Origin of the sequence: Burkholderia puraquae, from assembly GCF_002099195.1 — a bacterium.
In the GTDB taxonomy this organism is placed as follows: Bacteria; Pseudomonadota; Gammaproteobacteria; order Burkholderiales; family Burkholderiaceae; genus Burkholderia; species Burkholderia puraquae.
On the sequence record NZ_NBYX01000006.1, the window covers coordinates 306,198 to 322,069 of the forward strand.

General features: G+C 68.1%; 14 protein-coding genes. 8 read left to right on the forward strand and 6 right to left on the reverse strand.

Annotation, left to right across the window (positions count from 1 at the left end):
* The first annotated feature begins 60 nt into the window (after window positions 1–60).
* The 4 genes from B7G54_RS15200 to B7G54_RS15215 all read left to right on the forward strand — a co-directional run bounded on the left by B7G54_RS15200 (window position 61) and on the right by B7G54_RS15215 (window position 4,743).
* A complete protein-coding gene (locus B7G54_RS15200) occupies window positions 61–723 on the forward strand; it encodes a LutC/YkgG family protein (RefSeq protein ID WP_085039790.1) in 663 nt (220 codons plus the stop codon).
* A gap of 43 nt (window positions 724–766) precedes the next feature.
* Window positions 767–2,197 carry a sodium:proton antiporter gene (locus tag B7G54_RS15205; RefSeq protein WP_085039791.1) on the forward strand — a complete coding sequence of 477 codons (1,431 nt, stop codon included), beginning with the start codon at window positions 767–769 and terminating at the stop codon, window positions 2,195–2,197.
* Window positions 2,198–2,278: 81 nt separating this feature from the next.
* The gene (locus B7G54_RS15210) at window positions 2,279–3,268 is read left to right on the forward strand and encodes a 2-hydroxyacid dehydrogenase (RefSeq protein WP_085039839.1); all 990 of its coding nucleotides are present in this window, start codon (window positions 2,279–2,281) and stop codon (window positions 3,266–3,268) included.
* Complete coding sequence (locus tag B7G54_RS15215) at window positions 3,265–4,743, forward strand: DNA recombination protein RmuC (RefSeq protein ID WP_085039792.1); 1,479 nt, start codon at window positions 3,265–3,267, stop codon at window positions 4,741–4,743. The genes B7G54_RS15210 and B7G54_RS15215 overlap by 4 nt, the downstream gene beginning before the upstream one ends.
* Window positions 4,744–4,830: 87 nt before the next feature.
* On the opposite strand, the gene B7G54_RS15220 is transcribed toward B7G54_RS15215, so the two are convergent.
* The 6 genes from B7G54_RS15220 to B7G54_RS15245 all read right to left on the reverse strand — a co-directional run bounded on the left by B7G54_RS15220 (window position 4,831) and on the right by B7G54_RS15245 (window position 12,073).
* Window positions 4,831–5,316, reverse strand: coding sequence for a GNAT family N-acetyltransferase (locus B7G54_RS15220; protein ID WP_085039793.1), 486 nt, complete (start codon window positions 5,314–5,316; stop codon window positions 4,831–4,833).
* On the reverse strand, window positions 5,313–5,588 hold the full coding sequence (locus tag B7G54_RS15225) for a hypothetical protein (RefSeq protein WP_006401288.1): 276 nt from the start codon (window positions 5,586–5,588) through the stop codon (window positions 5,313–5,315). The genes B7G54_RS15220 and B7G54_RS15225 overlap by 4 nt, the downstream gene beginning before the upstream one ends.
* Window positions 5,589–5,627: 39 nt before the next feature.
* Window positions 5,628–6,926: a molybdopterin molybdotransferase MoeA gene (moeA, locus tag B7G54_RS15230; RefSeq protein ID WP_085039794.1), complete on the reverse strand. Its 1,299-nt coding sequence runs from the start codon at window positions 6,924–6,926 to the stop codon at window positions 5,628–5,630.
* Between the two features lie 105 nt (window positions 6,927–7,031).
* The gene (gene mobA / locus B7G54_RS15235) at window positions 7,032–7,649 is read right to left on the reverse strand and encodes a molybdenum cofactor guanylyltransferase MobA (protein WP_085039795.1); all 618 of its coding nucleotides are present in this window, start codon (window positions 7,647–7,649) and stop codon (window positions 7,032–7,034) included.
* Window positions 7,650–7,677: 28 nt separating this feature from the next.
* Window positions 7,678–8,790 (reverse strand): GTP 3',8-cyclase MoaA, encoded by a 1,113-nt coding sequence (gene moaA, locus B7G54_RS15240; RefSeq protein WP_085039796.1) that lies wholly within the window; start codon window positions 8,788–8,790, stop codon window positions 7,678–7,680.
* A 130-nt stretch (window positions 8,791–8,920) separates the two neighbouring features.
* Window positions 8,921–12,073 carry an Rne/Rng family ribonuclease gene (locus tag B7G54_RS15245; protein ID WP_085039797.1) on the reverse strand — a complete coding sequence of 1,051 codons (3,153 nt, stop codon included), beginning with the start codon at window positions 12,071–12,073 and terminating at the stop codon, window positions 8,921–8,923.
* 721 nt (window positions 12,074–12,794) lie between these two features.
* Here B7G54_RS15245 and B7G54_RS15255 point away from each other — a divergent pair.
* The 4 genes from B7G54_RS15255 to B7G54_RS15270 are packed head-to-tail and all read left to right on the forward strand — an operon-like array spanning window position 12,795 to window position 15,867.
* The gene (locus tag B7G54_RS15255) at window positions 12,795–13,799 is read left to right on the forward strand and encodes an RluA family pseudouridine synthase (RefSeq protein ID WP_085039798.1); all 1,005 of its coding nucleotides are present in this window, start codon (window positions 12,795–12,797) and stop codon (window positions 13,797–13,799) included.
* A gap of 5 nt (window positions 13,800–13,804) precedes the next feature.
* Window positions 13,805–14,464 carry an HAD-IA family hydrolase gene (locus tag B7G54_RS15260; protein ID WP_085039799.1) on the forward strand — a complete coding sequence of 220 codons (660 nt, stop codon included), beginning with the start codon at window positions 13,805–13,807 and terminating at the stop codon, window positions 14,462–14,464.
* Window positions 14,461–14,862, forward strand: a complete 402-nt coding sequence (locus tag B7G54_RS15265; RefSeq protein ID WP_085039800.1) for a Rieske (2Fe-2S) protein — start codon at window positions 14,461–14,463, stop codon at window positions 14,860–14,862. The genes B7G54_RS15260 and B7G54_RS15265 overlap by 4 nt, the downstream gene beginning before the upstream one ends.
* A gap of 12 nt (window positions 14,863–14,874) precedes the next feature.
* A complete protein-coding gene (locus B7G54_RS15270; RefSeq protein WP_085039801.1) occupies window positions 14,875–15,867 on the forward strand; it encodes a S49 family peptidase in 993 nt (330 codons plus the stop codon).
* Window positions 15,868–15,872: the final 5 nt, after the last annotated feature.

Genomic DNA, 15,872 nt, shown 5'->3' on the forward strand with positions numbered 1-15,872 from the left:
GCGGCGAGGTCGGCCGGTATAATCTGACAGTATCGCCCGCCAACGTCACGAGGCCCGTTCATGGACACTTCCGCTGCCCGTCGCCAGATCCTCGCGCGCATTCGCGCGGCGCAGGGGCGTGCGGCCGAACCTGATGCGGCCGAGCGCGACGGCGTTGCCGACTATCTCGCGCGTCATCCGGAGGGCCCGCGCCCGCCGGCGCCGGCCGACCTCGTCGCTGCATTCGTCGACGAAGCGGCACGCCTGTCGACGACGGTCGACGAAGTCGCGACGCTTGCCGAGGTACCGGCCGCCGCCGCCCGTTACCTTTCCGCTCACGGCCTGCCGACGCAGGCCGTCGCGTGGCGCACGCTGGCCGATTTCGACTGGGCGGGCGCAGGCCTGTCGGTCGAATGCCGCAAGCCGTGCGACGGCGATCTGGTCGGCCTCACCGGCTGTTTTTGCGCGACCGCCGAAACGGGCTCGCTGGTGCTGCTGTCCGGCCCCGATACCTATGCGTCTGCCGGCCTGCTGCCGGAAACACACATCGCGATCGTTCCCGCGTCGCGGATCGTCGCCGGTCATGAAGATGCGTTTGCGCTGATCCGCTCGGAGCGCGGCGAATTGCCGCGCGCGGTCAATTTCGTGTCGGGCCCGTCGCGCACGGGCGATATCGAGCAGACCATCGTACTGGGCGCGCATGGCCCGTACCGCGTTCACGTGATCGTCGTACGGGGCGCATGACGCGCCCGTCGCATCCACTACCACTCGAACAAGGAAGTTCTGCATGAAACGACATGCCGCCTGGGCGGGCATGGCGTCGGGGGTCGCGCTTGGCGCCGTCCCTGCGCTTGCATCGGCCGCAACGCTCGACGGTGCCACACTGTCTGCCCTCTGGGGTATCCCGTTCGCCGGGATCCTGCTGTCCATCGCACTGTTCCCGCTCGTCGCCCCCGTGTTCTGGCATCACCACTTCGGCAAGATTGCAGCCGGGTGGGCGGTCGTGTTCCTGATTCCGTTCGGGTTCGCGTTCGGCGCCGGCACCGCGTTCGGCACGCTCGTGCATGCGCTGCTCGAGGAATACATTCCGTTCATCGTGCTGCTCACCGCGCTCTATACGGTTGCGGGCGGCATCTGTGTGAACGGCAACCTGCATGGATCGCCGAAGCTGAACACCGCGATCCTCGCGCTCGGTACGCTGCTCGCGAGCGTGATGGGTACGACGGGTGCGGCGATGCTGCTGATCCGGCCGCTGCTGCGCGCGAACGACAACCGCAAGCATGTCGTGCACGTCGTGATCTTCTTCATCTTCCTCGTCGCGAACGCGGGCGGATCGCTGTCGCCGCTCGGCGATCCGCCGCTGTTCCTCGGTTTCCTGAATGGCGTGAGCTTTTTCTGGACGACCACGCACCTCGCGCTGCCGATGCTGTTCATCTGCAGTGTGCTGCTGATGCTGTTCTTTGCCCTCGATACGTACTTCTACCGGAAGGGCGGCGAGGAGCGGCCGGCCGTGCTCGACCCGACGCCCGACGGCGCAGCGCTGTCGATCGACGGCAAGATCAATTTCGTGCTGCTCGCGGCCGTGATCGGCCTGGTGCTGATGAGCGGCGTGTGGAAGCCGGGCATCACGTTCGACGTGTGGGGTACGCACGTCGCGCTGCAGAACCTCGTGCGCGACGTCGCGCTCGTGGGTGTGACGCTTGCGTCGCTCGCGTTGACGCCGCGCTCCGCGCGCGAGGGCAACGCGTTCAACTGGGCGCCGATCGAGGAAGTCGCGAAGCTGTTCGCGGGGATCTTCGTGACGATCGCGCCGGTGATCGTGATCCTGCGTGCCGGTGCCGGCGGCGCGTTCGCGCAGATCGTCCATCTCGTCACGGGGCCGGACGGCAAGCCGATCGACGCGATGTACTTCTGGGCGACGGGCATCCTGTCGTCGTTCCTCGACAACGCACCGACCTATCTCGTGTTCTTCAACCTCGCGGGCGGCGATGCCCAGTCGCTGATGACGACCGGCGCGTCGACGCTCGCCGCGATTTCCGCGGGTGCGGTGTTCATGGGCGCGAACAGCTATATCGGCAACGCACCCAACTTCATGGTGAAGGCGATCGCCGAATCGCGCGGCGTGAAGATGCCGAGCTTCTTTGCCTATCTCGGCTGGGCGCTGGTCGTGCTGATACCGGTATTCCTGCTGACGTCATGGCTCTTCTTCACGGCGTAAGCTGACGATTTTCAACCTAGAGCGGGTGGTTCCGGCGGCGCACGGCACGCTGCGATCCGTCCGCGGCATGCGGAGATGGCGATGCAGAAGATCCTGGTCGCGCGTCCGATCTTTCCGGACGTGATCGAGCGGCTCAAGCAGTATTTCGACGTCGACTGGAACAACGGCGACGCACTGGCGCCCGACGCGCTCGCCGCGCGCCTGGCCGACAAGGACGGCGCGCTGACGGCCGGTGACCCGGTCGGCGCGGCCGAACTCGCGGCGGCGCCGCGCCTGCGCGTCGTGGCGAACATGGCGGTCGGCTACAACAATTTCGACATGGCCGCGTTCAACGCGGCGAACGTGCTCGGCACCAACACGCCCGACGTGCTGAACGAATCGACCGCCGATTTCGGCTGGGCGCTGATGATGGCGGCAGCACGCCGGATCGCCGAATCCGAGCACTGGCTGCGGGCCGGCCACTGGCAGAAGTGGGCGTACGACGGTTTCCTCGGCAGCGACATTTACGGCTCGACGCTCGGCGTCATCGGGATGGGGCGCATCGGCCAGGCGCTCGCGCGCCGCGCGCGCGGCTTCGGGATGCAGGTGATCTATCACAACCGGTCGCGGGTCGCGCCCGAGATCGAGGCCGAGCTGAATGCCGAATACGTGTCGAAGGATGCGCTGCTCGCCCGTGCCGATCACGTCGTGCTCGTACTGCCGTATACGACGGCGAACCATCACACGATCGGTGCGGCCGAGCTCGCGAAGATGAAGCCCACCGCAACGCTGACCAACATCGCGCGTGGCGGGATCGTCGACGACGCGGCGCTGGCCGTCGCGCTGCGCGACGGGACGATCGCCGCAGCCGGCCTCGACGTGTACGAAGGCGAGCCGACGGTACATCCGGCGCTGCTCGAAGTGCCGAACGTCGTGCTGACGCCGCATATCGCGAGCGCAACCGAAAAAACGCGCCGCGCGATGGCGAACCTCGCCGCCGACAACCTGATCGCTGCACTGGGCGAGGGGCCGCGCGCAGGGCAGCCGCCGAATCCGATCAACCCTGACGTGATCGGGAAGCCGCGCGCATGACGATCACGTTGTTGCTTGCGGCGGTCGTCGTGCTGGCTGTTGCACTCGCGGTGGCGATCGTCGCGCTCGTGCGTGGCGGTGGCCGCCACGACGATGTGGCGGTACTGGGCGACCAGATCGAGGACGCCGCGCATGCACAGGCGCGCGCAGTCGAGCGGCTCGAACGCGAATTGCGCGGCGAGATCGTCGAGAACGCGCGCGGCTCGCGCACCGAGCTGGCCGGCAGTTTCGCGCAGCTTCAGCAGACGCTCGCCGCGCAACTGACGAGCGTGGCGACCGTGCAGAACAATCAGATCGAGGGTTTCGCTCAGCAACTCGGCAAGCTCGTCGCCGGCAATGCGCAGCAGTTCGACGCGATGCGCGAGAGCGTGCAGCGTCAGGCGCAGCAGGCGCGCGAGGAGCAGACGGGCGCACTCAGGCTGTTCGGCGACACGTTGAACCGGCAACTCACGCAACTGACCGAAGCGAACGACCGCCGGATCGGCGAGGTGCGCGCGACGCTCGAACAGCGGCTGAAGGAAATCGAGACGAACAACGCGGCGAAGCTCGAGGAGATGCGCCGCACCGTCGACGAGAAACTGCACGCAACGCTCGAACACCGGCTCGGCGAATCGTTCAAGCTCGTGTCGGACCGGCTCGAGCAGGTGCATCGCGGGCTCGGCGAGATGCAGACGCTCGCGGCGGGCGTCGGCGATCTGAAGAAAGTGCTGACCAACGTGAAGACGCGCGGCACCTGGGGGGAAGTGCAGCTCGAGGCGCTGCTCGAGCAGATGCTGACACCCGAACAGTACGCGAAGAACGTCGCGACGGTGCCGAAGAGCAGCGAGCGCGTCGAGTTCGCGATCCGGTTGCCGGGGCGCGAGGCCGGCACGCGCGACGCGCCGCCCGTGTGGCTGCCGATCGACGCAAAATTCCCGCGCGAAGACTACGAGCGGCTGATCGATGCGCAGGAGCGCGCCGATGCGGTGGCGGTCGAGGAAGCGGCTCGCGCGCTCGAAGCGCGCGTGCGCCTGGAGGCGCGCACGATCGCCGAGAAGTACGTCGCGCCGCCGCACACGACCGATTTCGCGCTGCTGTTCCTGCCGACTGAAGGGCTCTATGCGGAGATCCTGCGTCGTCCGGGGCTGACCGACCTGCTGCAGCGCGACTATCGCGTGACGGTCGCCGGCCCGACGACGCTCACTGCACTGTTGAACAGCCTGCAGATGGGCTTTCGCACGCTCGCGATCGAGCAACGGTCGAGCGAGGTGTGGCAGGTGCTCGGCGCGGTGAAGACGGAGTTCGGCAAGTTCGGCGACGTGCTCGCGCGCACGAAGTCGCAGCTCGAAACGGTCACACGCTCGATCGAGGCCGCCGAGCAGCGCACGCGCGTGATGAACCGGAAGCTGAAGCAGGTCGAGGCGCTGCCGGGCGACACGGCGGCCGGGCTGCTCGGCGCGGAAGGTGGCGACGGCGCCGATGCGGACGACGTGTGACGCACGTTGCCACACCGGCTGGAAAGAACACGGGCGCCGCGGCGCCCGTGTTCTTTTGAAGCGCTTGCCGGCGTGGCCGGCCCGCGGTCAATGCCCGGCGAGCGTATCCAGCGCGTCGCCCGTGACGCGAACGATGCGCCAGTCGGGCAGCACGGTTGCGCCCATCTTTTCGTAGAAATCGATCGCAGGCTGGTTCCAGTCGAGAACCGACCATTCGAAGCGCGCGCAACGGCGCTCGACGGCCAATGCTGCGAGGTGACGCAGCATCGCGGTGCCGAGGCCCGTGCCGCGCTGCGACGGCTGCACGTACAGATCCTCGAGATAGAGGCCGCGACGGCCGAGGAACGTCGAATAATTGTGGAAGAACAGCGCGTACGCGACGATCGTGCCGTCGTGCTCGGCCACGCGCGCCTCGGCGGCGGGCTGCGTGCCGAACAGCGCGTCGGCGAGATCGGCCTCGGTCGCGACGAACAGGTGCGTGAGCTTCTCGAACTCGGCCAGTTCGCGCATCAGCGCGAGGATCGCGCCGACGTCGCGCGCTTGGGCTGCGCGGATCAGCGGCGTGCCGCTCACGCTTCTTCCGGCGGATCGGACAGCACGATCTCGATGCCGCCGAAGCGCGATGCGACCCAGTTGTACGCGTGGCACGCGATCCACAGCAGCACGAAGCCGAGAATCGCGTTCAGCAGCAGCGCGCTCAGGATCGTGCTCAGTTCGACCATCCCGTAGCGGACGTACGCGACGAGAATGCCGAGCAGCACGATCGGCACGCTGAACGTCAGGTAGACGAGGATCAGCGCCTTTGCGGTTTGCCCCGCGGCGATCGACGAAATTTGTTTCTTCATGTGCGGATTGCCCCCGTAGAGATATACCGATAGTGGAATTCAGATCAGGCCGTCGAGCGGCAGGATGTCGACCGGGGTGCCCGCGTCGACTGCCGCGGTATCGTGGCCCAGGACGATGAAACAATTGGCGGCCGAGAGGCCGCTCAGCGATGCGGAACTCTGCGAGCCCGCCGGCGCCACCTGCCAGCGGCCGTCGGCGGCGCGTGTCGCGATGCCGCGCAGGTAGTCGGTGCGGCCCGGGCGCGTCTTCAGCGCTTGCGTGCTGAGTGCCGCATGCATTGCCGGCGGCTGGGCCTGCGCGCCGGCCAGCGTCAGCAGCGCGGGGCGCACGATTGCGTAGAACGTCACGGCAGATGCGACCGGATTGCCGGGCAGCCCGAAGAACAGCGAGTGACCGGCGCCGTCGGCTGCGCGTGCGAGCGTGCCGCACGCGAGCGGCCGGCCGGGACGCAGCGCGAGGCTGGCGAATGTTACGTCACCGAGCCGTGCCATGACGTCGCGCGTGAAGTCGGCTTCGCCGACCGATACGCCGCCCGACGTGATCACCGCGTCGGCCTGCGCGGCGACGGCGTCGCGCAATGCGGCTTCGAGCGCGGCCGGGTCGTCGCGGACGATCCCCAGATCGATCGCGTCGACATGCAGCCTTTCGAGCATCGCGATCAGCATCCCGCGATTGCTGTCATACAGTGCGCCGGGGCCGAGCGGCTCGCCGGGCTCGCGCAGTTCGTCGCCGGTGGAGAACACGGCGACGCGCACGCGCCGGCGCACCGTGACCTCGGTGATACCGAACGACGCGAGCAGGCCAAGATCGGACGGCCGCAGGATGCGGCCGGCAGCGAGCGCGCAGGCGCCGCGCGCGAGATCCTCGCCGGCCTTGCGGCAGTTCGCGCCGCGCGCGATGTCGTGCGCGGCGAAGTGGATCGTGTCGCCGTCGACGCGCACGCGTTCCTGCGGAATCACCGTGTCGCATCCGGCTGGCATCGGCGCGCCCGTCATGATGCGCACGCATGATCCGGCCGCTACGGCGCCATCGAACGGATGGCCGGCGAGCGCGGTGCCGGCGACCGTCAGCGCGACGTCGGCTTGCGGCGCCGCGTGCGTGCCGGCGCTGCCGTCGAACGCATAGCCGTCCATCGCCGAGTTGTCGTACGCGGGAATGTCGAACGGCGCGTTCACGTCGGCCGTGAGCACGCGGTCGAGTGCATCGCGAAGTGTCACCGTGTCGCATGCCGCGACGGGCACCGCGAAGCGGCACGCGAGCGCCTGCGCATCGGCGAGCGACAGCGGCGCATCGGAATCGGGCGCGGTTCGGGGGGCGGGTGAGGAGGGCGTGATCATCAGTCGGACTGCGCCGCAAGGCGTATCGGGTTCGTGGCCGGTGGCGCGAGGAGGGTGCCTGGGCGCGGGTTTCGCGTGCGGCGGGCGGGAACCGCACGGGCGCCGTCAGCGGCGGGCCAGCGCGGCGAGTTCCTGCCAAGAGTTGGCATTGTAAAACGCACGCTCGTCGCGAAACTCGACTTCGACCGTCTTGTGGCGTGCGTACCACGCACGCACCTTGCGGTCGCCGGCCGCGAGCCGGGCGGCGAGATCGTCGACCAGCGACGTGCGCAGCAGCGCGAACGTCGGTTGTGGCGAGCGCGCCTGCTGCGCGTCGACGGTCACCGCCATCGCGATGTCGGCCTGCTGCGCGTCGAGCGCCGCCTGCAGCCGTGCGACGAGGTCGGCGGGCAGATAGGGCGTATCGCATGGCGAGCACGCGACGAGCGGCGCGCGAGTCGCCCGCATGCCCGCGAGCAGGCCCGCGAGCGGGCCGGGGAAGTCGGGTGTTTCGTCCGCGACGATGCGCGCATCGAACGGCGCACCGAGTTCGGCATAGCGATCGGCATGGCGATTCGCGCTGATCAGCGTCTCGTCGACCTGCGGCGAGAGCCTGCGCAGCACGTGCAGTGCCAGCGGTGTGCCGTCGAGCAACTGCAGGCCCTTGTCGACGCCGTCCATGCGCGTGGCGCGCCCGCCTGCGAGCAGCAGGCCGGCGATCGAGGGGGAGGCGGAAGATGGCATCGTGCGAAGGCGGGAAGGGCGGCGTGCGTCAGCCGCCGATATACGACATCTCGACACGCTTGCCGGCGCCGTCGGGCATGGCATCGGCAGCCGCACTGCCGCGTAGTTGCGAATAACGGTCGGTGCGGGCCTGCCAGATGCGGGCGATCGCGGTCGCGATCTCGGCGTCGCTCGCGCCGCCGCGCACGAGCGCGCGCAGGTCGTGGCCCGTCGACGCGAACAGGCACAGGTACAGCTTGCCTTCGGTCGACAGCCGCGCACGCGTACAGTCGCCGCAAAAAGCCTGCGTGACACTCGAAATCACACCGATCTCGCCGCTGCCGTCCGCATAGCCCCAGCGCTGCGCGGTTTCTGCCGCCGTGTGCGGCTCGAGCGGCACGAGCGGGAAGTGTTCGGCGATCCGAGCGATGACGTCCGCCGATGGCAGCACCTCGGTCATGTTCCAGCCGTTCGACGTGCCGACGTCCATGTATTCGATGAAGCGCAGGACCACGCCGGTGCCGCGGAAACGCTCGGCCATCGGCAGGATCTCGCTGTCGTTGGTGCCGCGCTTGACGACCATGTTGACCTTGACCGGCGCGAGGCCCGCGGCCTGGGCCGCGAAGATGCCGTCGAGCACGTCGGCGCTCGCGAACTCGGCATCGTTCATGCGCTTGAACAACGTATCGTCGAGCGCGTCGAGGCTGACCGTCACGCGCGTGAGCCCGGCGTCCTTCAGCGCGCGCGCCTTGCGCGCGAGCAGCGAACCGTTGGTCGTGAGCGTCAGGTCGAGCGGGCGGCCGTCATGCGTGGTCAGGCGTGCGAGGCGCTCGATCAGGAATTCGAGATTCTTGCGCAGCAGCGGCTCGCCGCCCGTGATGCGGATCTTCTCGACGCCGTGTGCGACAAAGAGCCGCGCCACGCGTTCGATTTCCTCGTGCGTGAGCAGCGCGCTGTGTGGCAGGAACGGGTAGTCCTTGTCGAAGACCGCGCGCGGCATGCAGTACACGCAGCGGAAGTTGCAGCGATCCGTCACCGAAATGCGCAGGTCGCGTAGCGGCCTGGCAAACGTGTCGGCCAGCGTGCCATCCGGGGCATGCGCGACGCCGGAGACGTCCGGCATCCCGCTGACGTCGGCGAGAGGAATGATGCGTCGGGACATGTTGAAAGAAGTGCGAACCAGACCTCTATTTTAGCCGCAAGCGGGCCGGTCGGTCCGGTGGGCGGAAACCCGCAGCGCGGACATGAAAAAGCCCGCCGGAGGCGGGCTTTTCCTGGTCAGTCGATGCGACTTAGTGGTGCGTCGTTTCGACCTGCTGCATCGGGGCCGTATCGGCCGGCGGCAGCACCTTGCGTTCGCGCGGCACGCGGGCTGCGCGCGGGAGTCGCGACGCGGCTTCCTGCGCAGCAGCGAACTTGCTGGCGTCCGTGTTCACCCAGACGAGACCGGCCTGCTCCAGCACGACATCCAGGCTCGCCGAAGCGGGCGCGGCGGCCGGTTGGGCGGGAGCCTGTACCGGTGCCGGGGCTGCGACGGCCTCGACCGGGGCTGCCTCGACATGGGCCGGCTCGACAGCCGCCGGAGCGGCTTCGGTCGTCACGGCCGGTGCGGCTTGCTCGACGGGCGCAGGCTGCGGTGCCTCGACAGCGGCAGGTGCTGCCGGCACGTCGAACGCGTCGGTCGGCGAAACCGCGACCGGAGCCGGACCGGCTTCCGTATCGACGGCCGGCGCGACCGGTGCCGGTTCTGCTGCGTGGGCGACAACCGCCGGCTCGACCGGAGCGGCCGGAGCTGCTTCGACGTGAACCGGTGCCGGCTGCGGCTCGACCGCGGCCGGTGCGACCGGGGCAGCATGGTGCTCGACCGCTGCTTCGGCGACGACGGCGCTTGCCGCAGCCGCGGCCACGACGACGGCCGGTGCGGCCGCATGGGCCGGTTCGGCAGCAGCCGGTGCTTCCGGCGTCACGGCTTGCGCGGTGACTTCGCCTTCTGCGCCTTGCTCGGCGTGGTCGACGACTGCGCCGTCTTCGTCGCGTTCGCGACGACCGCCACGACGACCGCGGCGGCGACGGCGACGTTCCTCACCGTCCCGTGCGCCGGCTTCCGCATCGGCTGCCAGGTCGGCGCCGGGCAGGGCCTCTGCAACGGCCTTGTCGTCTTCCGGTTCCGGATGGTTTTCACCACGGGTGACGGTTTCGAGCGTGGCCGCATGCTGGGTCGGCTTGCGGCGCTCGCCGCGCTCGCGACGTTCGCCGCGTTCCTGACGCTCGCCACGACCGGCTGCGTCGAAGCCTTCCGGCTGCTCGGCACGCTCGCGCGGTTCGCGGTTCTCGCGCGGCTCACGGCTTTCACGCGGCTCGCGCGGTTCGCGGCCTTCGCGCGGGCTACGGCCCTCGCGACCCTCGCGGTTCTCGCGACCCTCACGCGGTTCACGACCCTCGCGCGGTTCGCGGCTCTCGCGCGGCTCACGCGCTTCACGCGGTTCGCGTGCTTCCTTGCCTTCGCGTTCCTGGCGTTGCGGCTGGCCGCGGCCTGCCGCGGCCTGGTCGCGGCCGCCTTGCGCCTGCTGGGCACCGCCGCGACGATTGCGGTTGCGATCGCCGCCGCGTTCGCCGCGTTGCTCGGACTTCTCGGTGCGTTCGCCGCGAGCCGGACGGGCTGCCTGCTCCTTCGCCGGTGCCGGAGCAACCGGTGCGGGCGCGGGCGCCGGCGACACGCCGAACAGGCCCTTCAGCCAGCCGATGAAGCCGCCGCTTGCCGGCGCGACAGGCGCGGGCGCGGCAACGGGTTCGACCGGGCGCTGCGGTGCCGGGCTCGGTGCCGGGCGCTCGGGCGTGATGCCCTTGACCGCGGCTTCCTGCTTCGGCTTCACTTCCGCCGCGCGCTTGCTGTAGCCGGTTTCCGACTCGAGTTCGCGGGCCGCTTCCTCGGCCATCTTCCAGGATGCGCGCGGATCGTCGAGGCGCGCATCGTCGTGACGCAGGCGCTCGAGCTTGTAGTGCGGCGTATCGAGGTGCTTGTTCGGGATCAGCACGATGCCGACCTTGAAGCGCGACTCGATCTTGTTGATTTCCTGACGCTTCTCGTTCAGCAGGAAGGCGGTCACCTCGACCGGCACCTGGCAGTGGATTGCCGCGGTGTTTTCCTTCATCGCTTCTTCCTGAATGATCCGCAGGACCTGCAGCGCGGACGATTCGGTATCGCGGATGTGGCCGGTGCCGTTACAACGCGGGCAGGTCACGTGGCTGCCTTCCGACAGGGCCGGACGCAGGCGCTGGCGCGACAGTTCCATCAGGCCGAAACGGGAGATCTTGCCCATCTGGACGCGCGCGCGGTCATGCTTGAGTGCGTCCTTCAGGCGTTGCTCGACTTCACGCTGGCTCTTGGCCGATTCCATGTCGATGAAATCGATCACGATCAGGCCGCCGAGGTCGCGCAGGCGGAGCTGGCGGGCGACTTCGTCGGCCGCTTCGAGGTTCGTGCGGGTCGCCGTTTCCTCGATGTCCGCGCCCTTGGTCGCGCGCGCCGAGTTCACGTCGATCGCGACGAGCGCTTCGGTGTGGTCGATCACGATCGCGCCGCCCGACGGCAGCGGTACCGTTCGCGAGTACGCGGTTTCGATCTGGTGCTCGATCTGGAAGCGCGAGAACAGCGGCACGTCGTCGTGGTAGCGCTTCACCTTCGCGACGTTGTCCGGCATCACGATATCCATGAATGCGCGGGCCTGATCGTGGATTTCGTTCGTATCGATCAGGATTTCGCCGATATCCGGCTGGAAATAGTCCCGGATCGCGCGGATCACGAGGCTCGATTCCAGGTAGATCAGCATCGGCTGTCCGGCGTTGCCGCTTTGCGACGCCGCTTCGATCGCGCGCCACAGTTGCAGCAGGTAGTTCAGGTCCCACTGCAGTTCCTCGGCGCTGCGGCCGATGCCCGCGGTACGGGCGATCATGCTCATGCCGTCCGGGATCTGCAGTTGCGCCATCGTTTCGCGCAGTTCCTGGCGCTCGTCGCCTTCGATCCGGCGCGACACGCCGCCGCCGCGCGGGTTGTTCGGCATCAGCACCAGATACCGGCCGGCGAGCGAGATGAAGGTGGTGAGGGCGGCGCCCTTGTTGCCACGCTCTTCCTTCTCGACCTGAACGATCAGTTCCTGGCCTTCGCGCAGGGCATCCTGAATGCGCGCGGAGCGCATGTCGATGCCGTCCTTGAAGTACTGGCGGGCGACTTCCTTGAACGGCAGGAAGCCGTGGCGGTCCTCGCCGTAGTTGACGAAGCACGCTTCGAGCGACGGCTCGATGCGGGTGATGACACCTTTGTAGATATTGCCTTTGCGCTGTTCGCGCCCGGCTGTCTCGATGTCGATGTCGATGAGCTTTTGCCCATCGACGATGGCGACGCGCAGCTCCTCCTGCTGCGTCGCATTGAACAGCATGCGTTTCATGAACGACTCCAGGCGGCTCCGCTGCCGGCGCCTCGCGGTTGTCAGTCGCGAAGGCGGGAACGACGGCAGGCCGCACCTTGTTGTGTTGTCACAAGCACGCTGGAGCGGGAACGATGGCGGGGAGAATTGCCTGAAGAGGCGCTTGGGCCCGAAAGACGGGGCCGGCGGCCGTAGGGCACCTGCGAATACGGTTTCAAAGCACGGCGTTCACACACCGCACGCTGCAAAAGCGCGCTAAGCCTGAGTCCGGGCATTGCCACGGGCGCGCGCAATGGGTCGCGCGCGCCGACGGGCGGCAGATGCTGCGGCTTGGGCCGCAGCGGGGAGTATCGAATCCAACCCGACTTTCCCGCTTGGGGTGTACTTCCCTGGTTTGACGTCGCCAAGCCCCGCACCTTCGCGGGGCCAAATCGGGCGCAACGCCGTAATTTTCGCAACCGGCAGCCTGCGGACGCACTTCGCGCCGTCGGGCTGCCGATCAAATTCTTTTCAACCAACTTTCCGTTACCGCGGCGCCTTGCCGACCGAATCCGCCTGTGGGCGCGATCCTTGCCGACGGGCGGCGCCGTGCGTGCAACTTGCTGCATCTCTTTGATTAGGGGCGAGCAGCAGACCCCCGGCGCAAGTAAAATAGCGGTTTGCGCTTGCGCCTTACCCGACTCGGTCGGGGCCGGCCGGTCAGGCCACCCACAACGTCAGGCTGGGCAAAATTATATTCAGTATGAATGAGTTAGGCAAAATATCCCAGAATTCGGTCGCAAGCGGCCAGGTATCGATGATCGAGATCGATGAAAACTCGGCCGGTCAGCGGATCGACAACTTCCTGTTGCGCGTCTGTAAAGGCGTGCCGAAAAGCCATATTTACCGGATCCTCCGCAGCGGCGAAGTGCGTGTAAACAAGGGTCGGGTCGACGCGCAGTATCGTCTTGCCCATGGCGACGTCGTCCGTGTGCCGCCCGTGCGCGTGGCGGCGGCGGACCTCGCCCGTGCCGACACGCCCGTCGTGCCGCCCGCAAATTTCAACGTGCTGTACGAGGACGACGCGATGCTCGTCATCGACAAGCCGGCCGGGGTCGCCGTCCACGGCGGCAGCGGCGTCGCGTTCGGCGTGATCGAGCAGATGCGCCAGTCGCGCCCGCGCGCGAAATTCCTCGAACTCGTGCATCGGCTCGACCGCGAGACGTCCGGGATCCTGATGCTCGCGAAGAAGCGCACGGCACTGGTGGGCCTGCACGAACAGATTCGCGAGAACCGGATGGACAAGCGCTACTTCGCGTGCGTCCACGGCGAATGGCAGCCCGACTGGGGCCGCCGCCGCGCGGTGAAGGCGCCGCTGTTCAAGTATTCGACCCCGGAAGGGGAGCGCCGCGTGCGCGTGCAGGACGACGGCCTGCCGTCGCATACGGTGTTCAACCTCGTCGACCGCTGGCCCGACTACGCACTCGTCGAAGCGGAACTCAAAACGGGTCGGACCCATCAGATCCGTGTGCACCTCGCGCATCTCGGCCTGCCGATCGCCGGCGACGCCAAGTATGGCGATTTCGCACTGAACAAGGCGCTGGCGCGCGCGAATGCGCAGCCGTCGCTGAAACGGATGTTCCTGCATGCGTACCGGCTGCGGCTTGCCCATCCGCTGACCGGCGAGGCGCTGCAGTTCGATGCGCCGCTGCCGGACGAATGCCGGCGCTTCCTCGACCAACTCAGCGCACTGCGCGATACCGCCTGAACCGCATGGCTCGACAGCAATTTGACCTGATCGTCTTCGACTGGGACGGCACGCTGATGGATTCGACTGCGCACATCGCGCACAGCATCCAGGCGGCGTGCCGCGATCTCGGCCTGCCCACGCCGTCCGACGAGGCGTCGCGCTACGTGATCGGCCTCGGCCTGCGCGATGCGCTGCAGATTACGGCTCCGACCCTCGATCCGTCCGACTATTCGCGGCTCGCCGAGCGCTACCGCTATCACTATCTGCTCGACGACCAGCGCATCGAGCTGTTCGCCGGCGTGCGCGAACTGCTCGCCGAGCTGCGCGATACGGGCTATCTGCTTGCCGTTGCAACCGGTAAGGGGCGAGTCGGGTTGAATCGCGTGCTCGACCAGTCGAAGCTGACGAGCCTGTTCGATGCGACGCGCTGCGCAGACGAGACCTTCTCGAAACCCCATCCGGCGATGCTGCAGGAGCTGTCCCGGGAATTGGGGCAGGACCTGTCGCGCACCGTGATGATCGGCGACACGACGCACGACCTCCAGATGGCCGCGAGTGCCGGGGCGGCCGGCGTCGGCGTCGCGTACGGCGCGCACACGGCCGATGCGCTGGCTGCGCTCACGCCGCGCTTCGTCGCGCCGGACGTCGGCGCGCTGGCCGCGTGGCTGCGGGAGTACGCATGAGCGCGGCGCCGGACGCCGTGCGCGTGTGCGCATCGGATGCGCTGGCCGACGGCGGCGCCGGCGTGCGCGTCGACGCGACGCTGCGCGGCGAGCAGGCCGTCGTGTTCTTCGTGCGCTATGAGGGCCGAGCATACGGTTACCTGAACCGCTGCGCGCATGTGCCGATGGAGCTCGACTGGGCCGAAGGGCAGTTTTTCGAATCGTCGGGCCTCTACCTGATGTGCGCGACGCATGGCGCGATCTACGAGCCGAACACCGGCAAGTGCGTCGGCGGCCCGTGCCGCGGCGGCCGCCTGCGGCCGGTCGAGGTCGACGAGCGCGACACCTCCGACGGGCGTGCGGTATTCTGGGTGCCCGACGCCGACCTGCGTCCCGCCGTTCCCGCCACGACCGACTAACGACAACCCTGCATGGCCGACCAACCGAACTCCCCGGATTCCTCCTCCCGTCCCGACAGCCGTGAACCGAACTGGGAGCGTGCGGCGCTCGAGCGGATCGCGCTTGCGGCCGTCAAGGAGCAGCGCGCGGCGCGGCGCTGGAAGATCTTCTTCCGCTTCGCGTTCCTCGGCGTGTTCGTGCTGCTTGCGTTCGCGCTGATCGATTTCTCGAGCGATTCGAAGTTCTCGTCGAGCGGGCGGCATACGGCGCTCGTGACGATCGACGGCGAGATCGCGGCCGGCGTCAACGCGAACGCCGACGACATCAACACGGCGCTCGACGCCGCGTTCGACGACGACGGCACGGCCGGCGTCGTGCTGCGGATCAACAGCCCGGGTGGCAGCCCGGTGCAGGCCGGGATGGTCTACGACGAGATCCGGCGGCTGCGCGCGAAGCATCCGGACAAGCCGCTGTACGTCGTCGTGACCGACATGTGTGCATCGGGCGGTTATTACATCGCGGCCGCGGCCGACAAGATCTTCGTCGACAAGGCGAGCATCGTCGGGTCGATCGGCGTGCTGATGGACGGGTTTGGCTTTACCGGCCTGATGGGCAAGCTCGGCGTCGAGCGGCGCCTGCATACGTCGGGCGAAAACAAGGGCTTCTACGATCCGTTCTCGCCGGAGACGCCGAAGATGGACGCGCACGCGCAGGCGCTGCTCGACCAGGTGCACGCGCAGTTCATCAAGGCCGTGAAGGATGGTCGCGGCAAGCGGCTGCACGAAACGCCCGACATGTTCTCGGGCCTGTTCTGGACGGGCGAGAAGAGCGTCGAGCTCGGGCTTGCAGACGGTTACGGCACGACCGACACGGTCGCGCGCGACGTGCTGAAGGCGCCGGATCTCGTCGACTATACGGTGAAGGAAAGCCTGACGAACCGCGTCGCGCGCAAGTTCGGCGCGGCCGTCGGCGGTGCCGCGATGAAGGCGCTGACGGCCGGCGGCGCATCGGTCAGCCTGCGCTGACAGGC